Genomic DNA, 19,361 nt, shown 5'->3' on the forward strand with positions numbered 1-19,361 from the left:
GAACAATACAGCCCCTTCCTTTCATAAAAACGAGCAGGGAAGAACGATCCATTCGTTTTTCCCTGCTCGTTTTTTCTTCTATTTACTAGTTAACGCATCGTCACAAATTCTTCTGACCCCGTCGGATGAATGGCAACGGTTTGATCAAAGTCTGCTTTTGTAGCACCCATTTTGATGGCTACAGCGAAGCCTTGCAGCATTTCATCGACACCGATCCCGATGCCGTGCAGACCGATGATTTTTTCTTCTTTTCCTAAGCACACCAATTTCATCTCACATTTTTGGCGATACTCATTTAAAGCAAAGTACATCGGTGTAAAGCGCGAGCGATACACCTTTATCTGCTCTTGGCCGTATTTTGCCAAGGCTGCTTCTTCGGATAAACCAATCGTGGCAATCGGTGGATGAGTAAAGATGACCGTCGGTACTAAGTGATAATCCAAGTACGCATCGCTTTGACCGTTGAACAAGCGTTCAGACAAGCGACGACCGGCGGCGATCGCAACCGGGGTCAAATCCAATTTTCCGATGACATCGCCCACCGCAAAAATCGAGTCAGCTGTGGTATTTTGATATTTGTCCACAATGATAAACCCTTTTTCATCCAATTGGACATCGGTGTTTTCCAGACCTAACTTATCCGTGTTCGGCACGCGACCACCAGCAAAAAGGACGCAATCGCCGGTCAAGGTTTCGCCATTTTCAAAGTGAACGAGATACTCGTCACCTTCTTTAATGATACGAGAGGCAACGTAGCCTGCATAAGTTTCGATTCCTGATTCTTGGTACATCTCCACGAGATTATCCGCAAGCATCTTGTCAAAGGTTCGTAATGGCCGCTCTTTGCGGTACGCCCAAGCCACTTGGCTGCCCAGCTGTTGGCTGACACCGCTGATTTCGGCTGCGATGTAGCCTGCCCCTAAGACGACCATACGCTTTGGTGCTTCTCGCAACGCAAAAAAACCATTCGAGTCAATGGCGTACTCACCGCCGGGAATATTCATCGCGCTAGGTTTTCCACCGGTGGCAATCAAAATGTTTGCTGCATGGTAGTTTTCCCCATTGACGGTAACCGTGTGGTTATCCACAAACTGTGCATAACCGTGGATAACTTCTATATTGTTACTGTCTAAGCCTTTTTGATAGGCTGTGTGTAAAAAATCAATGTATTTTTCACGGTTATCCACAAGCTCAGTAAAATTAAATTTATCCACATGTGGATAAATGCCGTAGCTAGTTGCGTCCCGTTTGATCATTTCTAACATCTCACTGGCTTGCCACATGACTTTTTTCGGTACACAACCGACATTGACACAGGTGCCGCCTAATTCATTGCCTTCGATCAATAATACTTTGGCGCCGTGCATCCCTGCCCGATTGGCTGAGGCGATTCCGCCACTGCCGCCACCAATTACTATGTAGTCGTATGTTTCCATATTTGTTGTTTCCTCCTTAAAATTGTCTATGTTCTCATCGATCCTTTTTGGCTGGATTGATTCAACAAAAAAAGCCGAGAGAAACTCTCGACCTTATTTTTTCTTCCGAATCATGTCTCCGACTTCCACCGGTTCTTTGACCGGCATCGTCAACAGCATCATAGGATTTGGTGCACGATCGATGGATTCACCGTCTTCATTATACATGACTTCGACGGTTTGGTGAAAGTGATGGAATCCGGGACCGTAAAATTCGATTTCATCGCCAACGGAAAAGTGGTTCCGTTGCCGAATCGTAGCTGTTTTTGTTGCCGGATCATACGCCATGACTTCCCCAATAAATTTGTATTGCGGAATTTTCCGACGCGGACCAAACAACTGCTCATTTTCACTTGGGGTATCGTAGTAAAAGCCTGACGCAAGCTCTCGCTGCGCAACTTTCCACAGTTCATCGATCCATTCTTGTTTGCAGACATAGTTCTCTGGATCGGCCATGTAACTGTCCACGGCTGCTTTATAAACGTTCGCCACGGTTGAAACATAGTGGATCGATTTCATGCGGCCTTCGATTTTGAAACTATCCACGCCGTTTTCAATCAAATCCGGGATATGTTCGATCATCGACATATCCACAGCACTCATGGAAAACTCTTCTTCCACTGTCCCGTTTTTAGTCAAACTGTTTCGTTCCGTTGCAAAGGGCATGTCAAACAGATCATATTTCCAGCGGCAAGATTGCGAACAGCCGCCGCGATTGGCGTCTCGCATCGACATATGATTGGACAAAGTACAACGGCCAGAATAAGAAATACACATGGCGCCATGAATAAAGGCTTCGATCTCCACGCTAGTATTTTTGCGGATCTCAGCGACTTCCTCCATGGACACTTCTCGGGCGAGAACGACCCGTTCTAGACCTTCTTCCCGCCAAAATTCCAATGTTTCATAGTTCGTGGCACTAGCTTGGGTGGACAAATGGATCGGTAGACCTGGCGCTTCTGTTGCGCAGATCTGGATCAAAGCGGGATCAGAAACGATCACTGCCGAAATACCGACATCTCGCAATTCCCGAAAGAATTCCCCTGCACCTTCTTGATTGCCCTCATGGGTCACCATGTTGGCTGCTACATAGACTTTTGCGTTGTGGGCTTTGGCAAAAGCCACCCCTTCCGCCATTTCTTCATAGGTAAAGTTTCCCGCGCGACTCCGTAGACCATAGGCATTGCCGCCGATATAGACAGCGTCAGCGCCATAGTGGATCGCTGTTTTTAATTTTTCTAACGTACCAGCTGGTGCTAACACTTCTGGTCGTTTCAATGCTTGTTTAACGGTCATTTGTTCTTGCTCCTTACTTGATATCGTCAGGATCGATGGCATAAAATCCAGTGTCCAACCCACGTTCTGCTGGATGAAGTTGGGCAACTTGTTCACTGAGCACAGTTGCTTGCTCTGCTTGCCACTTCCCACTTTCCACAAGGCTCTTGGCTTGGGCAAACAGCTTAGCAATTGCCACAAAGGCAGCCCCTCGTGTATAGATTCCGTCCAGCTTCCAGGTTTGAAAGCCTGTTGCGGCTAATTCCCCCAGCTGCAGCATCAGATTGATGTCGTTATTGGCAAAAATGTGCGTGCCGTGGCTATCTTCATAAATGGAATAGTGAGTTTCTTCTTTTTTCGGTTCAGATAAAAACAACCCACGGTCGTGGTTCTTTTCTTCCGATTGTTGGGTATAGTTATAATAATTTTGTAAAAGCGGACGCTTCGATTGGTGAATGCAGGTAGCACCATAAACCAATACTTCCACAGGAATATTTAGTTGTGGTGCCATGATTTTCATTTCCTCGAAAGGAACTTCTCGCGCTAAAACGGCTGCCTTTGCTCCTTTTTGTCCCCAAAAATTGATTTGACGAGCGCTCGTTACTAAGGTTTCCCCTGCATAAATAAATGGCACGGCACATTCTGGATTTTGCTTCATGCGGTAAATGATCCCAGGATCTCCGAGAGCGATTTGATCGGCTTGATTGGTCTTCAGAAATGCTAGGTATTCTGGAATCCGCTTCATTTTTTCTGGATGCATGATGCCATTGACTGCGATCGTCACTTTCTTTCCAGCTTCGTGGGCCATGTCGATCAGTCTGATTTGCTCTTCACGAGAAAAAGAGGCCGGTAGGCGCAGCCCGAATGTCTCTTCTCCAAAAAACAATGTATCAACATAAGGGATGAGCTGCTGTGCTTGCTCGATCGATTCCACCGTGGCGATAATCTCAACCATAATACTCCTCCTTTTTTCAACTCATTCATAGTATCACACAGAAGGATTCTTTCCAAGAGGTCTCGTTACTCTTTTTTTCACGAATATCGCTTTTTCCGTTAATCAACCGTTGTCATAAAGCTATTTAGAAGGATATTTTTTTGTGAATCATCAATCATAATTAATAGAGATCACTTGATCACTACTAGACATAGCAAGACAAAAAAGCGACGTTTCTATGGATGCCGATTGCTCGACCATAGAAACGCCGCTGCCGTTATTGGCTCGACTTAAACTTGTTGCAAGACACGTGCTTGTCCCTCTTTGACATTGAGAGTGATCGATCCTTTGGAAGCACCAATCGTCACTTTGTCACCTAAATGAATTTGTCCTGATAGGAGTGCTTCACTTAAACGGTCTTCGACTTCTTTTTGCAATGCTCGACGAATCGGCCGTGCCCCATATTCTGGATCAAAACCAGCTTTACCGATCACATCGATGGCAGATGGCGTGATCTTCAATTGGATGTCTTGGTTGCTTAACCGTTTGATGATCGCTTTGCTCATAATCTTCACGATTTCGTGGATCTCCCCTTCACCTAAGGATTGGAAGACCACTGTTTCATCCACACGGTTCAAGAACTCTGGACGGAAGGCTTTTTTCAGCTCTTCTAAGATCCGTTTTTGCATCGCTTGGTGATCTTTCGTTAAATCAGTGACATTGAATCCAACGCTTTTTTCTTCGCGGATTTGTTGGGCACCGATATTAGAAGTCATGATCAAAATCGTGTTGCGGAAATCGACCTTCCGACCTTTGGCATCCGTCAAATGTCCATCATCTAGCACTTGCAAGAGGATATTGAAGACATCGGGATGGGCTTTTTCCACCTCGTCCAATAAGATGACGGAGTAAGGTTTTGAACGGATTTTTTCCGTCAATTGCCCACCTTCGTCATAGCCGACATAGCCTGGCGGTGAACCGATCAAACGGCTCGTGCTGTATTTTTCCATAAATTCGGACATATCGACACGAACCAAGGCATCTTCACTACCAAACATCGCTTCTGCTAAGGCTTTGGCAAGCTCGGTTTTCCCGACACCGGTCGGGCCTAAGAACATGAAGGAACCAATTGGGCGGTTGGGGTCTTTCAACCCACTGCGGGCACGACGGATCGAACGAGCGACTGCTTTGACCGCTTCTTCTTGGCCAACTACCCGTTGATGCAAGATCTTTTCAAGATCCAACAAGCGTTCGCTTTCTTTTTTCTCCATCTGTTGCAAAGGTACACCAGTCCATTGGGAAACGACCGTGGCAACATCTTCTGCAGTAACACTATCGGCATAGCCTGACGCTTCTTTGACTTCCATAAACGCCACTTCCGTCAGTTGTTGGGTCAATTTCTTTTCCTTGATTCGCAGACGAGCTGCTGCTTCAAAATCTTGCTGGCGAATGGCTGCTTCTTTTTCTTCGATCAAGTTAGCGATCTCGTTTTGTAGATCTGCCAATTCCGAACTTTCATCGGTTTTGTCTAGACGCACTTTAGCTGCTGATTCATCCATCAAATCGATGGCTTTATCTGGTAATTGGCGCGAATTGATGTAGCGTACGGACAATTGCACAGCGGCGTGTAACGCATCATCAGAAATTTCCACCCCATGATGTTCTTCATAACGAGGACGCAAGCCTCGTAAAATTTCTTCCGCTTCTTCTGGTGTTGGTTCGTCGACTTGCACCCGAGCAAAACGGCGTTCTAACGCAGAATCTTTTTCAATGTATTTTTGGTACTCATCTAGCGTTGTGGCACCGATGGTTTGCAATTCTCCACGGGCTAAGGCTGGTTTCAGAATATTAGAGGCATCAATCGCCCCTTCGGCTCCGCCGGCCCCAATCAGTGTATGCAATTCATCAATGAATAAGATGATTTGACCATCTTGATAGATCTCATCGATGATTTTTTTCATTCGGTCCTCAAATTCCCCACGGTATTTCGTTCCAGCAACTAAAGCCCCCATGTCCAGCATCATCAAGCGTTTGTTTTGCATGTCTTCTGGGACTTCCCCATTGATGATTTTTTGGGCTAAGCCTTCGGCGATTGCGGTTTTCCCAACACCAGGTTCCCCAACGAGAACAGGGTTGTTTTTGGTCCGACGGCTAAGGATCTGGATCAGCCGTTTGACTTCTTTGGCACGACCGACAACAGGATCCAACCGTTTTTCACGGGCTAATTTGGTCAAATCACGAGCTAAGGAATCCAAGGTTGGTGTTCCTTGCTGCGCTTTGGCTTGGGCTGGACGACGACGACCAGCACTTCCATTGGTTTTGCTTTCATTGAAGCCCATTTTTTTCTTCAAAAGCTGACGCATTTTCGCGAGGCTCAAGCCGAGATTCAGCATGATTCGTGAAGCCAAAATGTCTTCATTTCTTAATAAGCCTAATAATAGATGTTCGGTACCGATTTGTGGTGCCCCTAAACGCTTGGCTTCATCCCCTGCATAAGCAAATGTATGTTTTGCTCGTGGTGAATACGCGAGATAGGCGTTTTCTGGGTATTGACGAACAGTGCCATACCCTGTTAAATGTTCGATTTCTTCACGAATATCGTTTTCTGTGATATTCATTTCCCGCAAGGTTTTGCCGGCGATCCCGTTTTGTTCAATGACCAGTGCCAATAGAATGTGTTCAGAACCTACCGCTTGGTGCTTAAAGTATTTTGCTTCTTCTTGGGCGATAGCCAAAACGGCTTTCGCGCGTTGGGTGAATAATTCATCCATCTCTTTCACTTCCTGTCTTCGTAACTTAATCGTTCTAGAATTGCATGGAGCAAATCAGCTCGTGTTCTATTTTCATAAGGAGAACGTCCTAGAACTGCTTTCGCGATGACGGTCAATAATAAGTTACCTTCTCGCTTGGACAGGATTCCTTCCTCATAAAGTTTCTGGATTATTGCATACGCATCTTTTTCCGAGATGGTTTCATCGAATAATTGATTCATTTCTTTTAAGTAGTGGTGGCTGTCAGTAATTTTGACTTTCTCGATCCGAATATAGCCGCCCCCGCCGCGTTTACTTTCAACCGCATAGCCTCTTTGAACGGTAAAGCGGGTATTGATCACATAGTTTATTTGTGAGGGCACGCAGTTGAACAAATTTGCCATTTCTGCGCGACGAATCTCAATGGTTTCACTGTCTTCAAGAATTTTCTTCAAATATGCTTCAATCAAATCGGAAGTGTTGTGATGACTCAATTCATTCCCTCCCTTGACTAATTCTGACCTTCATTATACCCAATTTTTGAATCCTTGGAAAGATGTACGCTTGCACAAAAGGAAGGTCTAAAGGAAATTTTAAAGACACTTATCTCTCGCTTCAGCTTTTTTAGCTACAAAAAGAAACAAGCAGCTAGTCGGGGAACAAAAAGAAAATTCTTTGGTCCCCGTAGGCTGCTTGTTCTTCTAACATAAACATTCGTCTTATTGCGTACTTTCTGAACTACTTTCACTCGTTGACGAGCTGCTGCTTGAGGAGGATGAGCTGCTTGACGAAGAAGAATCCTGTGGTCGAGGACCTCTGGAAACCGTCACGGTAACAGAACTTCCTACTGCTACAGAGGTACCTGCTCCCGGCGTAACGCGCACTACTTCTCCAGCAGGCACAGAGTCGTTATAATCGGATTCTTGTTCTATCGTATACTGCAATCCTGCTTCATTCAAATCTGCTTCTGCATCGGCTTGGCTTTTGCCAACGATTCTTGGTACATTGACCATTTGCTGACCGCTGCTGACAGTTAATGTAATGATGGTTCTGGAAGTCACAACGGACTCGCCACTCGCTGGTGCTTGACCAATGATCGTACCTTCCGGTTGGCTACTGGATTCGTAAGTGACATTGATTTGTGAAAGGCTTACCCCACGAGAAGTCAATGCTGCTCGTGCATCTGCCTCTGTCATGCCATAATAGTTGTCCATTGCGAAGCTATCGGGTCCGGAGCTGACCTTAAAGGTGATTTCGTCTTCTGCTGGGGAAACTTCTCGCCCAGCGGCTGGTGATTGACTGATAATATCTCCTTCGTCGACATCATCTGACGACTCTAACTCTTCTTTGATTCTGTCTTCATCAAAGCCCAAATCGATCAACTCTTTTTTGACATCATCAAAGGAACGACCTTCATAGTCATCAAGGGTGATTTTCTTCGTTCCGCTGCTGATATAAAGAGTCACGACGGAATTCTTTTTGACTTCATTGCCTTCTGGCGGATCGGTCTTGACGACATTGCCTGCTTCGACTTCATCATCTTCGATTTCTTCCACCTCGTCTGCTACTTGCAAACCGGCGGCTTCTAGCTCGGCACGGGCAGCTGCTTCCGTCTGACCACTGACTTCAGGAATTGCCACATCTCCTCGACCACCGCCGAATAGGAAGTAACTGCCTATCCCTAACAGTGCGATCACCATAATGATTGGCAGCAGCAGCCAGCGTTTGCGTTTTTTCTTTTTCGGTTTCGCTGGTTCTTCGGCTTGATCCGCAACCTTATCTTCTACGGGTTCCTCCACTGGCGGCGTTTCGACTTGGGCTGCTTCCACTGGAGTCAGCACTCTCGTTTCATCCATCAGGGCATGAGGTTCCCATCTCGGTTCATTGAGTCGGTCAGGAGACAACACGGTATCAAGGTCCGCTCGCATTTCATCGGCAGTTTTGTACCGATCCGCCGGTTCTTTGGCGGTCGCCTTCAATACGACGTTTTCCAGCGATTGCGGAACATTTTTGTCATAGATCCGAATCGAAGGGATCTCATCTTGGAAGTGTTTCAAGGCGATCGTTACGGCTGATTCGCCATCAAAGGGTACTTTGCCGGTTAAAATTTCATAGAGAATGATCCCGATCGCATAAATATCTGATTGATTGGTGGCCATACTGCCTCGTGCTTGTTCTGGTGAAAGATAATGCACCGAGCCTAGCATCGAGTTGGTTTGGGTGATCGATGTTTCTGATAAGGCGATCGCGATCCCAAAATCGGTGATTTTCACCACACCGTCTTCATTGATCAGCACATTCTGGGGCTTTAGGTCCCGGTGAATGATGCGGTGCTGATGGGCCAATGCCACCGCTGATAAAATTTGTTGGATGATATCAACGATCTGCAAATAAGGTACGGGATAGTGCGTTTGGATATAGCGCTTGAGATCCATCCCTTTGACATATTCCATCACCAAAAACTGCATGCCGTCTTCTTCGCCGACATCATAAACGGTTACGATGTTTGGATGAACCAGCTCAGTCGCCGCCAAGGCTTCTCGTTGAAAGCGCCGAATCGCACTTTGGTCGTTTTGGAAGTCAAAACGAAGCACTTTGATTGCCACTTCACGGTCTAAGATCAAGTCATGCGCCAAAAACACATTTGCCATTCCGCCGCTGCCGATATTGCCGATGATTTTGTATCGGCCGTTTATCTTCTTCCCAATTTCGATCATGGGCGCTCTCCTCCAACTTTAATCAATAATACCGTGATATTGTCGACACCGCCGCGTTCGTTGGCTTGATCGATCAATGATTGCACTGCTTCTTCCAGCTCAGGGGTTTCTTGGATCGTTGCTGTGATCTCTTCATCTGAGACCATGTTGGTCAATCCGTCTGAACACAGCAGCAAATAATCCCCGTCTGCAATAAAGTGGATCGCCACATCGACTTCGACTTCGCTTGGCATGCCGATCGAGCGGGTCAAAACGTTTTTGCGAGGATGATTCAAGGCCATTTCTGCTGTGATTTGTCCTGATTTCACCAATTCATTGACCAGTGAATGGTCGTCTGTGATTTGGGTCAGCACTTGATTGCGTAAAAGATAGGCACGGCTGTCCCCGACATTGGCGATCGTAAACTGGTCGCCTAATAAGGCCACAGCAATGATCGTGGTGCCCATGCCGCTAAGTTCTTCTTGTTCTTGTCCTTTTTGGAAAATCACTTGGCTTTCCGCTTGGATTTTTTGGATCAGCCATTGGGCAGTTTTTTCACTGTCTGTCAGCTCTGTCTGTTCCCAAGCGGTGCCGATCTCACTGACTGCTTGACGGCTAGCGACATCTCCGGCCCGGTGGCCCCCCATGCCATCGGCAAGCAAGGCCAATGTCACATTGGCTTTATTTACATAGGTTGCTGCAAAATCTTGGTTTGTGTTGCGACGTTTGCCGACATCTGTTTGAAAACGAATCTCCAATTTCTTTCACCTCGTTACTTTTTGCGTAGACAACTGATAAAAAAGCCATCTGTCATAAAATCTTGCGGATAGATCGTCAACATATCCTCTTGAACCGCTTCGGCTGCCAGCGGTCCTACCGCAAGAGGCATTTGCTCAAATTCAGGATGGTCAGCGAGAAACGCTGCCACGACTTGTTGATTTTCTTCCGCTAGAATCGTGCATGTGCTGTAGACCATTATACCCGATTTTTTCAGGGTTGGGGCGGCACTTTCCAAAATCTCTCGCTGAATCTGCGGCAAGCGTTGGAAATCAGCTTCCGTCTTGCTGTATTTGATGTCCGGCTTACGGCGCATCAACCCTAATCCAGAACAAGGGGCATCCACTAAGATGCGATCAAATTGTTCGGGTGCAAAGGTTTGAGCCGTCTCCCGCGCATCCATCACGTGGGTCTCCACAACTGCTTCGACGCCTAAACGTTGGGCATTTTGCTGAATCAGCTTAACCTTATGGGCATGGATATCCAATGCTGTCACTTTGCCGCCCTCTGCGGCAGACAAGAAGGCAGCGATATGGGTCGTTTTGCCTCCTGGTGCTGCGCAGGCATCCAGTACTTGATGGTCTCGGGCTACTTGTAAAACGGGGGCAACCAGCATCGAACTTTCATCTTGGATCGTCAGTAAGCCTTCATTGTAGAGGGACGAGCCCGCCATAAAGCCTTTGTCAGCCACAACCCCATAGGGGGAAAGCTCACTTGGTCGTGCGTCGATGCCTTCTTCTTGTAGCCGTTCGATTGCTGCTGCTTGCGAGATGCGCTGCAGATCGATACGACCGCTGGCATGATTGGGTTCAAATAGGGCATAGCCCAGCTCACTGGTTTCTTCGATCCCAATTTGTTTGACTAGTTTCTTCGTTAGCCACAGGGGCAAACTGATTTCCGTTGCTAAACGTTCCATTGGGTCTTTGATCAATGCCAAGTCTGGCACTCCTTGTCGTTGGATCGTGCGCAGGACGCCATTGACGAATTTTCCAGTTCCCGGATTGCCTTTGGCTTTCGCAATATCCACGGCTTCATGAATGATGGCATGGGCGGGTACTTTATCGAGATACAGCATCTGATACAAGGAAAGCCGCAGCAGCGTTTTGACCCACGGGTCGACTTTGCGGGCATTTTTAATAAACCGATCCAAATAATAATCCAATAAAAGCTGACGACTGATGGTGCCGTACACCAATTCAGTCAATAAGCGACCGTCTTTGTCATTTAAACGCCCTTGATTCATCAATTCCCGCAGCAGTAGATTGGAATAAGCGCCGCCTTTTTCGATTCGCAACAACGCTTCTAGTGCCACAAAGCGCACTGTATATTGTATGTCTCCAAGATTACGCTTCATAGGTACCTACCTGATCCCCTTTTTGAATCTGTTGTCCACTGCCGTTTAAGAATGCAGCAATGTCTTGTCGGCCTTTTCCAGCTGGCTGCAATTCATCGATAGCCAATACCGTGCCTTCCCCACAAGCGATCAGCAACGTTTTTTTCGTCCGTTCAATGATCGTTCCTGGCTGGGCTGTCGTCGTTTGCTCCAGCGGTGTTACTTGCCAAAGTTTCCAGCGGTTGCCATTTTGTGTCGTAAAGGCGATCGGCCATGGTCGCATGCCTCGGACTTGGGCATCGATTTGCACCGCCGTTTTCTGCCAGTCGATGGCTTCTTGTTCACGGCTGATATTTGGTGAAAAGGTGACTTTTGCTTCTTCTTGCGGGACAGGCTGCAGCTCTCCCGACAAGATTTTCGGCACAGTTTCCAGCAGCAAGTCTTTGCCTAATCGGCTCAACTTATCAAACATCGTCCCCACATCATCTTGGGCCGTGATCGGCAAACGAGCTTGAGCAAAAATACCGCCAGCATCCATTTTTTTGATCATTTCCATGATGGTTACACCCGTTTCTTGCTCACCTTCCATGATGGCATAATGCACAGGTGCTCCGCCACGGTATTTCGGCAGTAGGGACGCATGAACGTTGATAGCGCCATGCTTTGGTACTTCTAGTAAAGCACTAGGTAAAAATTGGCCGAAAGCTGCCGTGATCAGCAGATCAGGTGCCAAAGCTTGGATCTGCTCCATTTCTGGTGACCCACTGATTTTTTCTGGTTGTAAAACCAACAAGCCATGCTTCATCGCCGCTTCTTTGACGGGGGTCGGAGTGATGGTTTTTTTGCGACCGACGGGACGATCCGGCTGGGTCACGACTGCTGCCACTTCATAGCCGGCTTCAAGCAAGCCTTCTAAAATTGGGACGGAAAACGCCGGGGTACCCATAAAGACGATTTTAGTCATTTTCATGTTCCTCCATATACTTTTCTAAGTCTTCTTCAGGAATGCGTTCGACGAGCTTGTCGACAAACAGCACGCCATTTAAATGATCGATCTCATGCTGCATCGCACGCGCCAAGTAGCCGAATGCTTCCACTTCCATTTCCTCTCCTTCTCGGTCGAAATAGCGGACAGTGATCTCGTCTGCTCGTTTGACGGTCCCAAAGGTGTGGGGAATACTCAAGCAGCCTTCCACATCCAGGGATTCACCAGAAGAAGCGATGATCTCAGGGTTGATCATTTCAAAGCGGTCGTCTTCTTCGACTTCCACGATCGCCACTTGCAGGTTTTTGCCGACTTGCGGTGCGGCAATACCGATCCCGTCGTGGGCGACCATCGTTTCATAAAGGTCGTCTAGTAGCTGAACGAGCTCATCGGTAATAACTTTGACGGGTTTTGCTTGCCGACGAAGACGTTCATCGGGGGTGATAATAATAGGATAACGCATATTTTCTCCTCTAAATAAAATTCAACGGCTCTTGGTCAATCGACACGTACAATCCTTTGCGCTGATCGATTTGACTTTGATCCAACAGACGGGTCAACAAAGCAGGTAGCTGCGGTTCATTTTTGTATTTAATGATCAATTGGTAGTAATAACGGTTTTTCACCCGCAAAATCGCACTGGGTGCCGGCCCCAATAAAATACTCTGCGGTGACAGCTCCTGCTGCAGATCCCGCGCGATCGCAAACATCTTCTGAGCTGCGACTTGCTCTTCGGGATGACTGCAGGTGATTTTGACGGTGAAATAATATGGTGGATAGCCGCTTTGGTGCCGCATCCACATCTCTTTTTGATAGAAATCTTCGTAATCTTGCGACTGCGCCAATTGGATGGCGTAGTGCTCAGGGTTGAATGTTTGGATCACCACTTCGCCGGTTTTTTCCGCCCGACCTGCCCGACCACTGACCTGAGTCAACAGCTGGAACGTCCGTTCACTCGAACGAAAATCTGGCAAATTCAAGGCGGTATCGGCATTCAAGACCCCTACCAGTGTGATATCAGGGAAATCCAGGCCTTTGGCGATCATTTGAGTCCCTAACAAAATATCCGCTTTTTTCTCCCCGAACAAGGTCAAGATTTTTTCATGGGCGCCTTTTTTGCGGGTGGTATCGACATCCATCCGTAAGACCCGCGCTTCGGGAAACAGTTCTTTCAACTCTTCTTCCACTTTTTGCGTGCCCGTTCCGTAATACCGAATCTTGTCTGCATTGCAGTTGGGGCAACGATGGGGGATGTGTTCTTCATGTCCGCAATAATGACAGCGCATCGTTTTGGTATCCATATGCAGCGTCAAGGAGATGTCGCAATTTGGGCAAGGCAAAACATACCCACAATCGCGGCACATCACGAAGGAAGAGTAGCCGCGCCGATTCAGCAGCAAGACGATCTGTTCTTTGCGGGCCAAGCGGTCTGTGATTTTTTCCTGTAACGGACGAGAAAAGGTTTGATACTTTTTGTTGGCAAATTCGGTACGCATATCCACAACTTCGATCTGCGGTAATTGCGCACTGGTTTTTGCCCGCTGATTCAATTTTAATAAGCGGTAGACTTCTTTTTGCGCCCGGGCACGAGATTCCAATGACGGCGTCGCACTACCTAACACCACTGGACAGTGATGGTACTGGCTGCGCCAAATCGCTAAATCTCTCGCATGGTAACGAGGGGCTTCATCTTGCTTGTAGGAGGCTTCGTGCTCCTCATCGACGATGATGACCCCGATGTTTTTCAACGGAGCAAAAATCGCCGAGCGGGCGCCAACCACCACCTGCGCCTCCCCACGTTCGATCTTACGCCATTCATCGTATTTTTCACCTTGGGACAAGCCGCTGTGTAAAACAGCCACTGCGTCGCCGAGACGGCTTTTAAAGCGTTCGACCATTTGCGGGGTCAACGCGATCTCTGGCACGAGCATGATCGCGGTTTTGCCTTGTTTCAGCAATTGGGCGATCGCTTGCAGATAGACTTCTGTTTTTCCACTGCCGGTGATCCCTTCCAGTAAAAAAGTCTGTGCCTCTTGGTTATCCGCACAAGCAGTGATTTGCGCTACTGCAGCTGCCTGTTCTTCATTTAATTCAAGCGGGACCGTTTTTTGAAATTGACGGTCTTTGTAAGGATCGCGGTAGGCTTCAACTTCCGTAAAGGTCAGCCAACCAGCTTCTTGCGCTTGGTTCAAAGCCGCGGTGGAAATCCCTTGTTCGGTAAAAAAGGAAACCGGCAAGCGGGCTTCCTCTGTCAAAATCTGTAAGATTTCCAGCTTGCGTTTGGCCCCTTTGCGCAGCTGTTGCTGGACGGCGGGGATTTCTGCTGGATCGATCTTGCGTTCAATGTAACGGGTCATTTTCGCTTTGTTTTTATTTTTCACGAGGTATTGCAGTTCAACTACTGCGGCTTCCCGCAAAGGCTTCAACTGCGGCAGCAGCCCTGCACTTTCGGCGTCTTGCCAGCTGAGGATGCCGTTTTCGGGAAAATATTCTTTGATGGGATGATTTGATTCCAGCAAAACGATCTGCTTTTGGTACTCGGCTTTCATCACACTAGGCAGCATCGTCTGCAAGCAAGTAATCTTAAAGGCAAAGGTCGTTTCCTTCATGTAGTCGGCTAATTGGAGAAGTTCTTCATTGACGACAGGCGACAAATCCAACAAACGAACGATTGGTTTTAAGGTCTGTTGCGGTTCGGCAACTTCTGAAAGCCCGACGACGAACCCTTGGATATGACGGTCACCTTTGCCAAATGGCACTTCGACCCGCATTCCTGTCTCAATGGCGGCTTGTAATTCTGATGGGATCAGATAAGTAAAAGGCTGATCGGTCTGCATCGTGGGAACATCCACGATCACTTCTGCTATGTACGCCATCTCTTCTCCTCCTTTTAGGTTCTATTTTACTAAATGGGCTGGGGTTTGTCTGTACCCCTTACAAAAATTTAACCATCGCCATTCAAAAGAAAAAGCCAGAACACAGGCGTGCTCTAGCTTGCTTTTGTCTATAGCTTTTGTTCGTCGCGGATACGCGCTTCTAATTCTTTTTGTTCTTGGTCTTTTTGCGCTTTGCGCTCTTCTTGTTCCATTTTCAAACGGGCCCGTTTGATTTCCGGATGCGGATCATTAACGACTAATTCCGCTTCGATTTCTTCAAGCGCTTGACCCACGCTTTTCACTGAATCAAAGTTTTCTAATGTTGCTTGCGCACCGGCATCAAGTTCATGCGCCCGTTTGCTTGCTAAGATCACTAATGAATATTTTGAGTTGACACGATCCAACAAAGAATCGATTGAAGGTTTTAACATCATATTTCTTACAGCTCCTCTAACATTTTGATATAGGTTCCGATCACTCGGTCAACGCGAAAATGTTCACTCGAAATAATTTCGCGAATTCGTTGGACTGCCTTAGGTACTTCATCATTGACAACGGCATAATCATATAAAGCCATCATTTCGATTTCTTCACGGGCGACACGCATCCGTTCATCGATCACTTCGGCAGAGTCGGTTCCTCTTCCTGTAATACGGGAGCGTAATTCTGCCAGATCAGGTGGCGTCAGAAAAATAAACACACCATCGGGAACTTTGTCTTTTACTTGTTTTGCCCCTTGCACTTCGATCTCTAAAAATACATCTTTTCCTTGATCCAGTGTTTGTTGGACATAAGATAATGGGGTGCCATAATAATTGCCGACATATTCGGCGTATTCCAGCATTTCACCGGCTTCGATCAAGGCTTCAAATTCTTCCCGCGTGCGGAAATAGTAATCGACCCCTTCCACTTCCCCCTCGCGTTTTTGACGAGTGGTCATTGAAACGGAATATTGAAAATCGTTGTCGTCACTCTCAAAAATTGCTTTGCGCACGGTCCCTTTCCCTACTCCGGAAGGTCCTGATAAAACTATAAGTAATCCTCGCTCTGACATAATGACGTCCTTTCACTGACATTTGCTTAACGTCTATTTTGCACTTTTTTTCAGCAACTTTCAAGAACTACTTTATTATAATGGGAATTTCATGAAATTGCTAGTCTACACTTCGGCTACTTTCTTAAAAGCCCATGTTGCTTAAGGTATTGATGACCCCTGCCAATTCGTCTTTGGCAGTGATCGCTTTTTCGGTCGGATCCGCCACTTCTTGGCAATCGATACGTACGATGTACCGACGATTTAAAGAAACAGCTACGCCATCAACTAGTAGATGAAGAAAATCCGGCTCGATGGCTACGCAGGCATCTTCCCACGCAGAGAAATTCTCTTTATCAGAGGGAATACTGCGCTTGATGACATTTTTTCCGCTCAGTTCGTGAAAGGTGATATCGTAATATTTCATTGGTTCATTCCTCCTACTCGATGTTTTGAACTTGTTCTCTGATTTTCTCAATGATCGTCTTCATTTGGACGACACTGTTTTTGATTTGGATCGGACTTGATTTTGAGCCAATCGTATTGACTTCTCGGTTCATCTCTTGGATCAAGAAATCCAGCTCTCGACCTATCGGCGTCTCAGCTGCCAGCAGCTCCGTCATCGTCGTTAAATGGATACTTAAACGATCCAGTTCTTCGTGGATATCGCCGCGTTCCAATAAAATCGCCAACTCTGTCAGTAAACGATCGCGATCGACTTCTTCCCCTATATAAGCAGTCAGTTTCTTTTCAAAGCGTTCTTGGTAGTCCGCCTCATAGAGGGCCACGAATTGTTTGAGTTCTGTTAGTTTTTCCTGCAGCTGTCGCTGGTTTTCTTGCAAGATCTGCAGAATGCCTTGCCCTTCCACCCAGCGGCTTTGGTCGATCGCTGCCAACGCTTGGTCTAATGCTTCCATCACGCCATCGGCTAAGGTGCTTTCTTCTGGCTCTTGATCAGAGATCGTTAGAAAAGCCTCATGGAGCAAGAATTGTTCCAGCAATGCTGCTTTTGGCAGCTCTGCCAGGTCAAAACGGTCTTTGGCTTCGGTATCGATCTCCTGCATGAAACGTTCCAGCAAGTCCCATTGGATCTCGATCTGTTTCGTATTTGCGGTTTTTTCTTTTAAAGTCACATACAATTCGATTCGTCCTCGCTGGAGGGTCTGCTTGATCGACTGCCGTAAAGCACCTTCTAGAGGATTCAATTGTTTGGGCATTCGCAGCTGCAGGTCCAAAAAGCGCTGATTGACACTTTTGATCTCAATTTCGATCTGCACATCTGGCGTTTCTGCACTGCCTTTGCCAAAACCAGTCATACTTTTCATTTGATCACTCCTCACCCTTTTGCTTTCTTACATGGAAAGCAGGGCTTTTTTAAGTTCTGCAAATTCTTCATTGGATAAGGTCACGCCTTTGCCCATCTTCTCGTGCTCTGGGCCCCAATCTCTCAGATCAAATTTTGGCGGACGCCCATTCCAGCTAACCAAATTCAATTCTTTGCGCCAGCCTCTTTGATTTTCCGAAAGCACGGCGATCTCTTCAACGATTTCATACGAAAATTTATCCATTTTCTGCTCCTTTCAAAAGATAGTGACTATACGCTGCCATTAAAGCAGTCAGCGGGTAACGCCGACGAATCTGCTGAAGGGCGGGCAGATTCAATTGCTGCGTCCGATAAAAAAAGAAAAAGCGGTTTTGCTCGGACAAGACAAAAAAACGGTCGCGATAATAACTCAGCCACTCGGTGATCGACCAGGCTTCGGCTTCTTCCACTGCCTTTAGCGCAATTTTCTCAGCTAAAGCCGTTAGCATCGTTTCCTGCTCATAAATCACCGTAGGCGCTAGATACAATACTTTCGCGGTACACTCTATCAGTATACGCCCCCACTGCTCAAATGGCACATCCTGTTGATAGAATTTACGCATTTTTTTCCAAAATTCTTTTTTCTTTAGTTCCTGATAAAGCAACGGGTCTGTCTGGCGCAGCTCTTTCAAAAAGCCCCGCCATAACGGCTGAAAATCAACCGTCTTTTCAAAGGTATACCAATGGCCTTGGTATTTGCCGAACACTTTCAAGGTTTCCAAATAGCCTAAGGTCATATTATCCATTGAGCGCTGGGCATCAAAAACCAAAAAGCTGCCTAAGGACCAAGGAGACCCTAACGAAAGCTGCGCAGTTTCTTCCGTCACAACCGTCCTTTTATTAATGCCGGGTCCTTGGACATCCACGGTGATACATTCCGTTGCCCCTTGCTGGACAGCGACATCGATGGGCAGGTTATTGCGATAGCCGCCATCGATATAATAGGTATCATTGATTTTTTGCGCCTGCATCGCTGGATAAAATGAAGCGGATGCCAACAACCAATGCAGATTTTCCTCTACTGCAGATGGATCAAAGGCATAAACTGTCTCCTTGAAATCGGGCAGACGAGTCGTACAGATCAGCAAACGACAAGCAGTTTGGCTGAATTTTTCTTGATCAAAGGTCTTTTGCAAAAGCTTTGCCAAGGGTTCGGTACTGGCGCCGTTGCTTTTGACCGCTTCACGGACCAGCGAGTTGGCTTGATTCATCAAATCCCGCAGTGTTTGGGCACGTACCGAAGCAAGCGGATAGTGCAATACTTGCTCGTTAGAGATATTTGCCCATAAATCGACGGCCGCTTCCACATCGTTCATTAAAATCAAGGCGCCATTCAAGGCACCGACGGAAGTTCCCGTGATCCATTCAAAGGTGATGCCCCGTTCTTGCAGCGCTTGCCAAACACCGATTTGATACGCCCCGTGAGCACCGCCACCGCCTAAAACCAGCGCCGTCTGATAAGCTAGCGCTCTTTGATACCCTTGAGGGACCACCTGATACCCTTGCTGGATAAACCACTCAGCCAAGGGGGGCCGATGAGGAAGCTGCCACAAGACAGCTGCTACAAAACGACTGCGGGCAAAGCTTTCTGTCACGGCTAGCAGTTGTTTCCAAGTAAAATCGGCGGCTGCTTCCACCAGCAGATTGGTGATAGTCAGTGTCTTTTGGTCAAAATCAAACTGCCCAGCAAGGTAAAGACGTCCGTAACGGCTGTCGATCTGCCAGCCCTGCTGCGCTATATCGGCTAGAAAGCCTCGTCGCGCTTTTGAATGCGACTCAAAAAAGGAAAAGACGAGTCGGCTTTCTTGAAACCCTGCCCTTTGTGCAAGAAAATCGATCGAAGTCAGTTTTTTCACTTTCATCA

Annotated in this window: 17 protein-coding genes; all 17 read right to left on the minus strand. The window is 47.1% G+C overall.

The annotated features are described in order from the left end of the window. Nucleotides 1-89 precede the first annotated feature (89 nt). Nucleotides 90-1,436, minus strand: a complete 1,347-nt coding sequence (gene gor / locus IGI71_RS16890; RefSeq protein ID WP_156236935.1) for a glutathione-disulfide reductase — start codon at nucleotides 1,434-1,436, stop codon at nucleotides 90-92. A gap of 93 nt (nucleotides 1,437-1,529) precedes the next feature. Further along, complete coding sequence (locus tag IGI71_RS16895) at nucleotides 1,530-2,771, minus strand: peptidase U32 family protein (protein ID WP_008381725.1); 1,242 nt, start codon at nucleotides 2,769-2,771, stop codon at nucleotides 1,530-1,532. Nucleotides 2,772-2,784: 13 nt separating this feature from the next. Beyond that, nucleotides 2,785-3,705, minus strand: a complete 921-nt coding sequence (locus IGI71_RS16900) for a peptidase U32 family protein (RefSeq protein WP_074934236.1) — start codon at nucleotides 3,703-3,705, stop codon at nucleotides 2,785-2,787. Nucleotides 3,706-3,974: 269 nt separating this feature from the next. Beyond that, nucleotides 3,975-6,455, minus strand: coding sequence for an ATP-dependent Clp protease ATP-binding subunit (locus IGI71_RS16905; protein ID WP_430615996.1), 2,481 nt, complete (start codon nucleotides 6,453-6,455; stop codon nucleotides 3,975-3,977). Between the two features lie 5 nt (nucleotides 6,456-6,460). After that, on the minus strand, nucleotides 6,461-6,928 hold the full coding sequence (locus IGI71_RS16910) for a CtsR family transcriptional regulator (protein WP_005230319.1): 468 nt from the start codon (nucleotides 6,926-6,928) through the stop codon (nucleotides 6,461-6,463). Nucleotides 6,929-7,153: 225 nt separating this feature from the next. Beyond that, nucleotides 7,154-9,151 carry a Stk1 family PASTA domain-containing Ser/Thr kinase gene (gene pknB / locus IGI71_RS16915; RefSeq protein WP_430615998.1) on the minus strand — a complete coding sequence of 666 codons (1,998 nt, stop codon included), beginning with the start codon at nucleotides 9,149-9,151 and terminating at the stop codon, nucleotides 7,154-7,156. Then, nucleotides 9,148-9,888: a Stp1/IreP family PP2C-type Ser/Thr phosphatase gene (locus tag IGI71_RS16920; RefSeq protein WP_430615999.1), complete on the minus strand. Its 741-nt coding sequence runs from the start codon at nucleotides 9,886-9,888 to the stop codon at nucleotides 9,148-9,150. The genes pknB and IGI71_RS16920 overlap by 4 nt, the downstream gene beginning before the upstream one ends. 14 nt (nucleotides 9,889-9,902) lie before the next feature. Then, nucleotides 9,903-11,261, minus strand: a complete 1,359-nt coding sequence (rsmB, locus tag IGI71_RS16925) for a 16S rRNA (cytosine(967)-C(5))-methyltransferase RsmB (protein ID WP_430616000.1) — start codon at nucleotides 11,259-11,261, stop codon at nucleotides 9,903-9,905. After that, complete coding sequence (fmt, locus tag IGI71_RS16930) at nucleotides 11,251-12,204, minus strand: methionyl-tRNA formyltransferase (protein ID WP_430616001.1); 954 nt, start codon at nucleotides 12,202-12,204, stop codon at nucleotides 11,251-11,253. Before fmt ends, rsmB begins: the two co-directional genes overlap by 11 nt. After that, nucleotides 12,197-12,688, minus strand: coding sequence for a peptide deformylase (def, locus tag IGI71_RS16935; RefSeq protein WP_005230314.1), 492 nt, complete (start codon nucleotides 12,686-12,688; stop codon nucleotides 12,197-12,199). The genes fmt and def overlap by 8 nt, the downstream gene beginning before the upstream one ends. A 10-nt stretch (nucleotides 12,689-12,698) precedes the next feature. After that, nucleotides 12,699-15,101: a primosomal protein N' gene (gene priA / locus IGI71_RS16940; RefSeq protein WP_430616003.1), complete on the minus strand. Its 2,403-nt coding sequence runs from the start codon at nucleotides 15,099-15,101 to the stop codon at nucleotides 12,699-12,701. A 128-nt stretch (nucleotides 15,102-15,229) separates the two neighbouring features. Continuing rightward, on the minus strand, nucleotides 15,230-15,535 hold the full coding sequence (gene rpoZ / locus IGI71_RS16945; RefSeq protein ID WP_005232977.1) for a DNA-directed RNA polymerase subunit omega: 306 nt from the start codon (nucleotides 15,533-15,535) through the stop codon (nucleotides 15,230-15,232). A gap of 5 nt (nucleotides 15,536-15,540) precedes the next feature. Continuing rightward, a complete protein-coding gene (gmk, locus tag IGI71_RS16950; protein WP_005230308.1) occupies nucleotides 15,541-16,155 on the minus strand; it encodes a guanylate kinase in 615 nt (204 codons plus the stop codon). Nucleotides 16,156-16,279: 124 nt separating this feature from the next. Beyond that, complete coding sequence (locus tag IGI71_RS16955) at nucleotides 16,280-16,561, minus strand: hypothetical protein (RefSeq protein WP_429960289.1); 282 nt, start codon at nucleotides 16,559-16,561, stop codon at nucleotides 16,280-16,282. A gap of 13 nt (nucleotides 16,562-16,574) precedes the next feature. Next, nucleotides 16,575-17,459 carry a YicC/YloC family endoribonuclease gene (locus IGI71_RS16960; protein WP_430616004.1) on the minus strand — a complete coding sequence of 295 codons (885 nt, stop codon included), beginning with the start codon at nucleotides 17,457-17,459 and terminating at the stop codon, nucleotides 16,575-16,577. A gap of 27 nt (nucleotides 17,460-17,486) precedes the next feature. After that, the gene (locus IGI71_RS16965; RefSeq protein ID WP_005230288.1) at nucleotides 17,487-17,702 is read right to left on the minus strand and encodes a YdbC family protein; all 216 of its coding nucleotides are present in this window, start codon (nucleotides 17,700-17,702) and stop codon (nucleotides 17,487-17,489) included. Beyond that, nucleotides 17,695-19,359 carry a patatin-like phospholipase family protein gene (locus IGI71_RS16970; protein WP_430616005.1) on the minus strand — a complete coding sequence of 555 codons (1,665 nt, stop codon included), beginning with the start codon at nucleotides 19,357-19,359 and terminating at the stop codon, nucleotides 17,695-17,697. Before IGI71_RS16970 ends, IGI71_RS16965 begins: the two co-directional genes overlap by 8 nt. Between the last annotated feature and the right edge of the window lie 2 nt (nucleotides 19,360-19,361).

The sequence above is a fragment of the Enterococcus sp. DIV1279b genome, from assembly GCF_050531515.1.
Classification (GTDB): Bacteria; Bacillota; Bacilli; order Lactobacillales; family Enterococcaceae; genus Enterococcus_D; species Enterococcus_D casseliflavus.

Coding starts and splice junctions, on each gene's coding strand:
- gor (WP_156236935.1), bottom strand. CDS start 1,436: ATGGAAACATACGACTACATAGTAATTGGTGGCGGCAGTGGCGGAATC.
- gmk (WP_005230308.1), bottom strand. CDS start 16,155: ATGTCAGAGCGAGGATTACTTATAGTTTTATCAGGACCTTCCGGAGTA.
- rsmB (WP_430616000.1), bottom strand. CDS start 11,261: ATGAAGCGTAATCTTGGAGACATACAATATACAGTGCGCTTTGTGGCA.
- fmt (WP_430616001.1), bottom strand. CDS start 12,204: ATGACTAAAATCGTCTTTATGGGTACCCCGGCGTTTTCCGTCCCAATT.
- rpoZ (WP_005232977.1), bottom strand. CDS start 15,535: ATGATGTTAAAACCTTCAATCGATTCTTTGTTGGATCGTGTCAACTCA.
- IGI71_RS16965 (WP_005230288.1), bottom strand. CDS start 17,702: ATGGATAAATTTTCGTATGAAATCGTTGAAGAGATCGCCGTGCTTTCG.
- IGI71_RS16970 (WP_430616005.1), bottom strand. CDS start 19,359: ATGAAAGTGAAAAAACTGACTTCGATCGATTTTCTTGCACAAAGGGCA.
- IGI71_RS16895 (WP_008381725.1), bottom strand. CDS start 2,771: ATGACCGTTAAACAAGCATTGAAACGACCAGAAGTGTTAGCACCAGCT.
- IGI71_RS16900 (WP_074934236.1), bottom strand. CDS start 3,705: ATGGTTGAGATTATCGCCACGGTGGAATCGATCGAGCAAGCACAGCAG.
- pknB (WP_430615998.1), bottom strand. CDS start 9,151: ATGATCGAAATTGGGAAGAAGATAAACGGCCGATACAAAATCATCGGC.
- priA (WP_430616003.1), bottom strand. CDS start 15,101: ATGGCGTACATAGCAGAAGTGATCGTGGATGTTCCCACGATGCAGACC.
- def (WP_005230314.1), bottom strand. CDS start 12,688: ATGCGTTATCCTATTATTATCACCCCCGATGAACGTCTTCGTCGGCAA.
- IGI71_RS16905 (WP_430615996.1), bottom strand. CDS start 6,455: ATGGATGAATTATTCACCCAACGCGCGAAAGCCGTTTTGGCTATCGCC.
- IGI71_RS16955 (WP_429960289.1), bottom strand. CDS start 16,561: ATGAAATATTACGATATCACCTTTCACGAACTGAGCGGAAAAAATGTC.
- IGI71_RS16960 (WP_430616004.1), bottom strand. CDS start 17,459: ATGAAAAGTATGACTGGTTTTGGCAAAGGCAGTGCAGAAACGCCAGAT.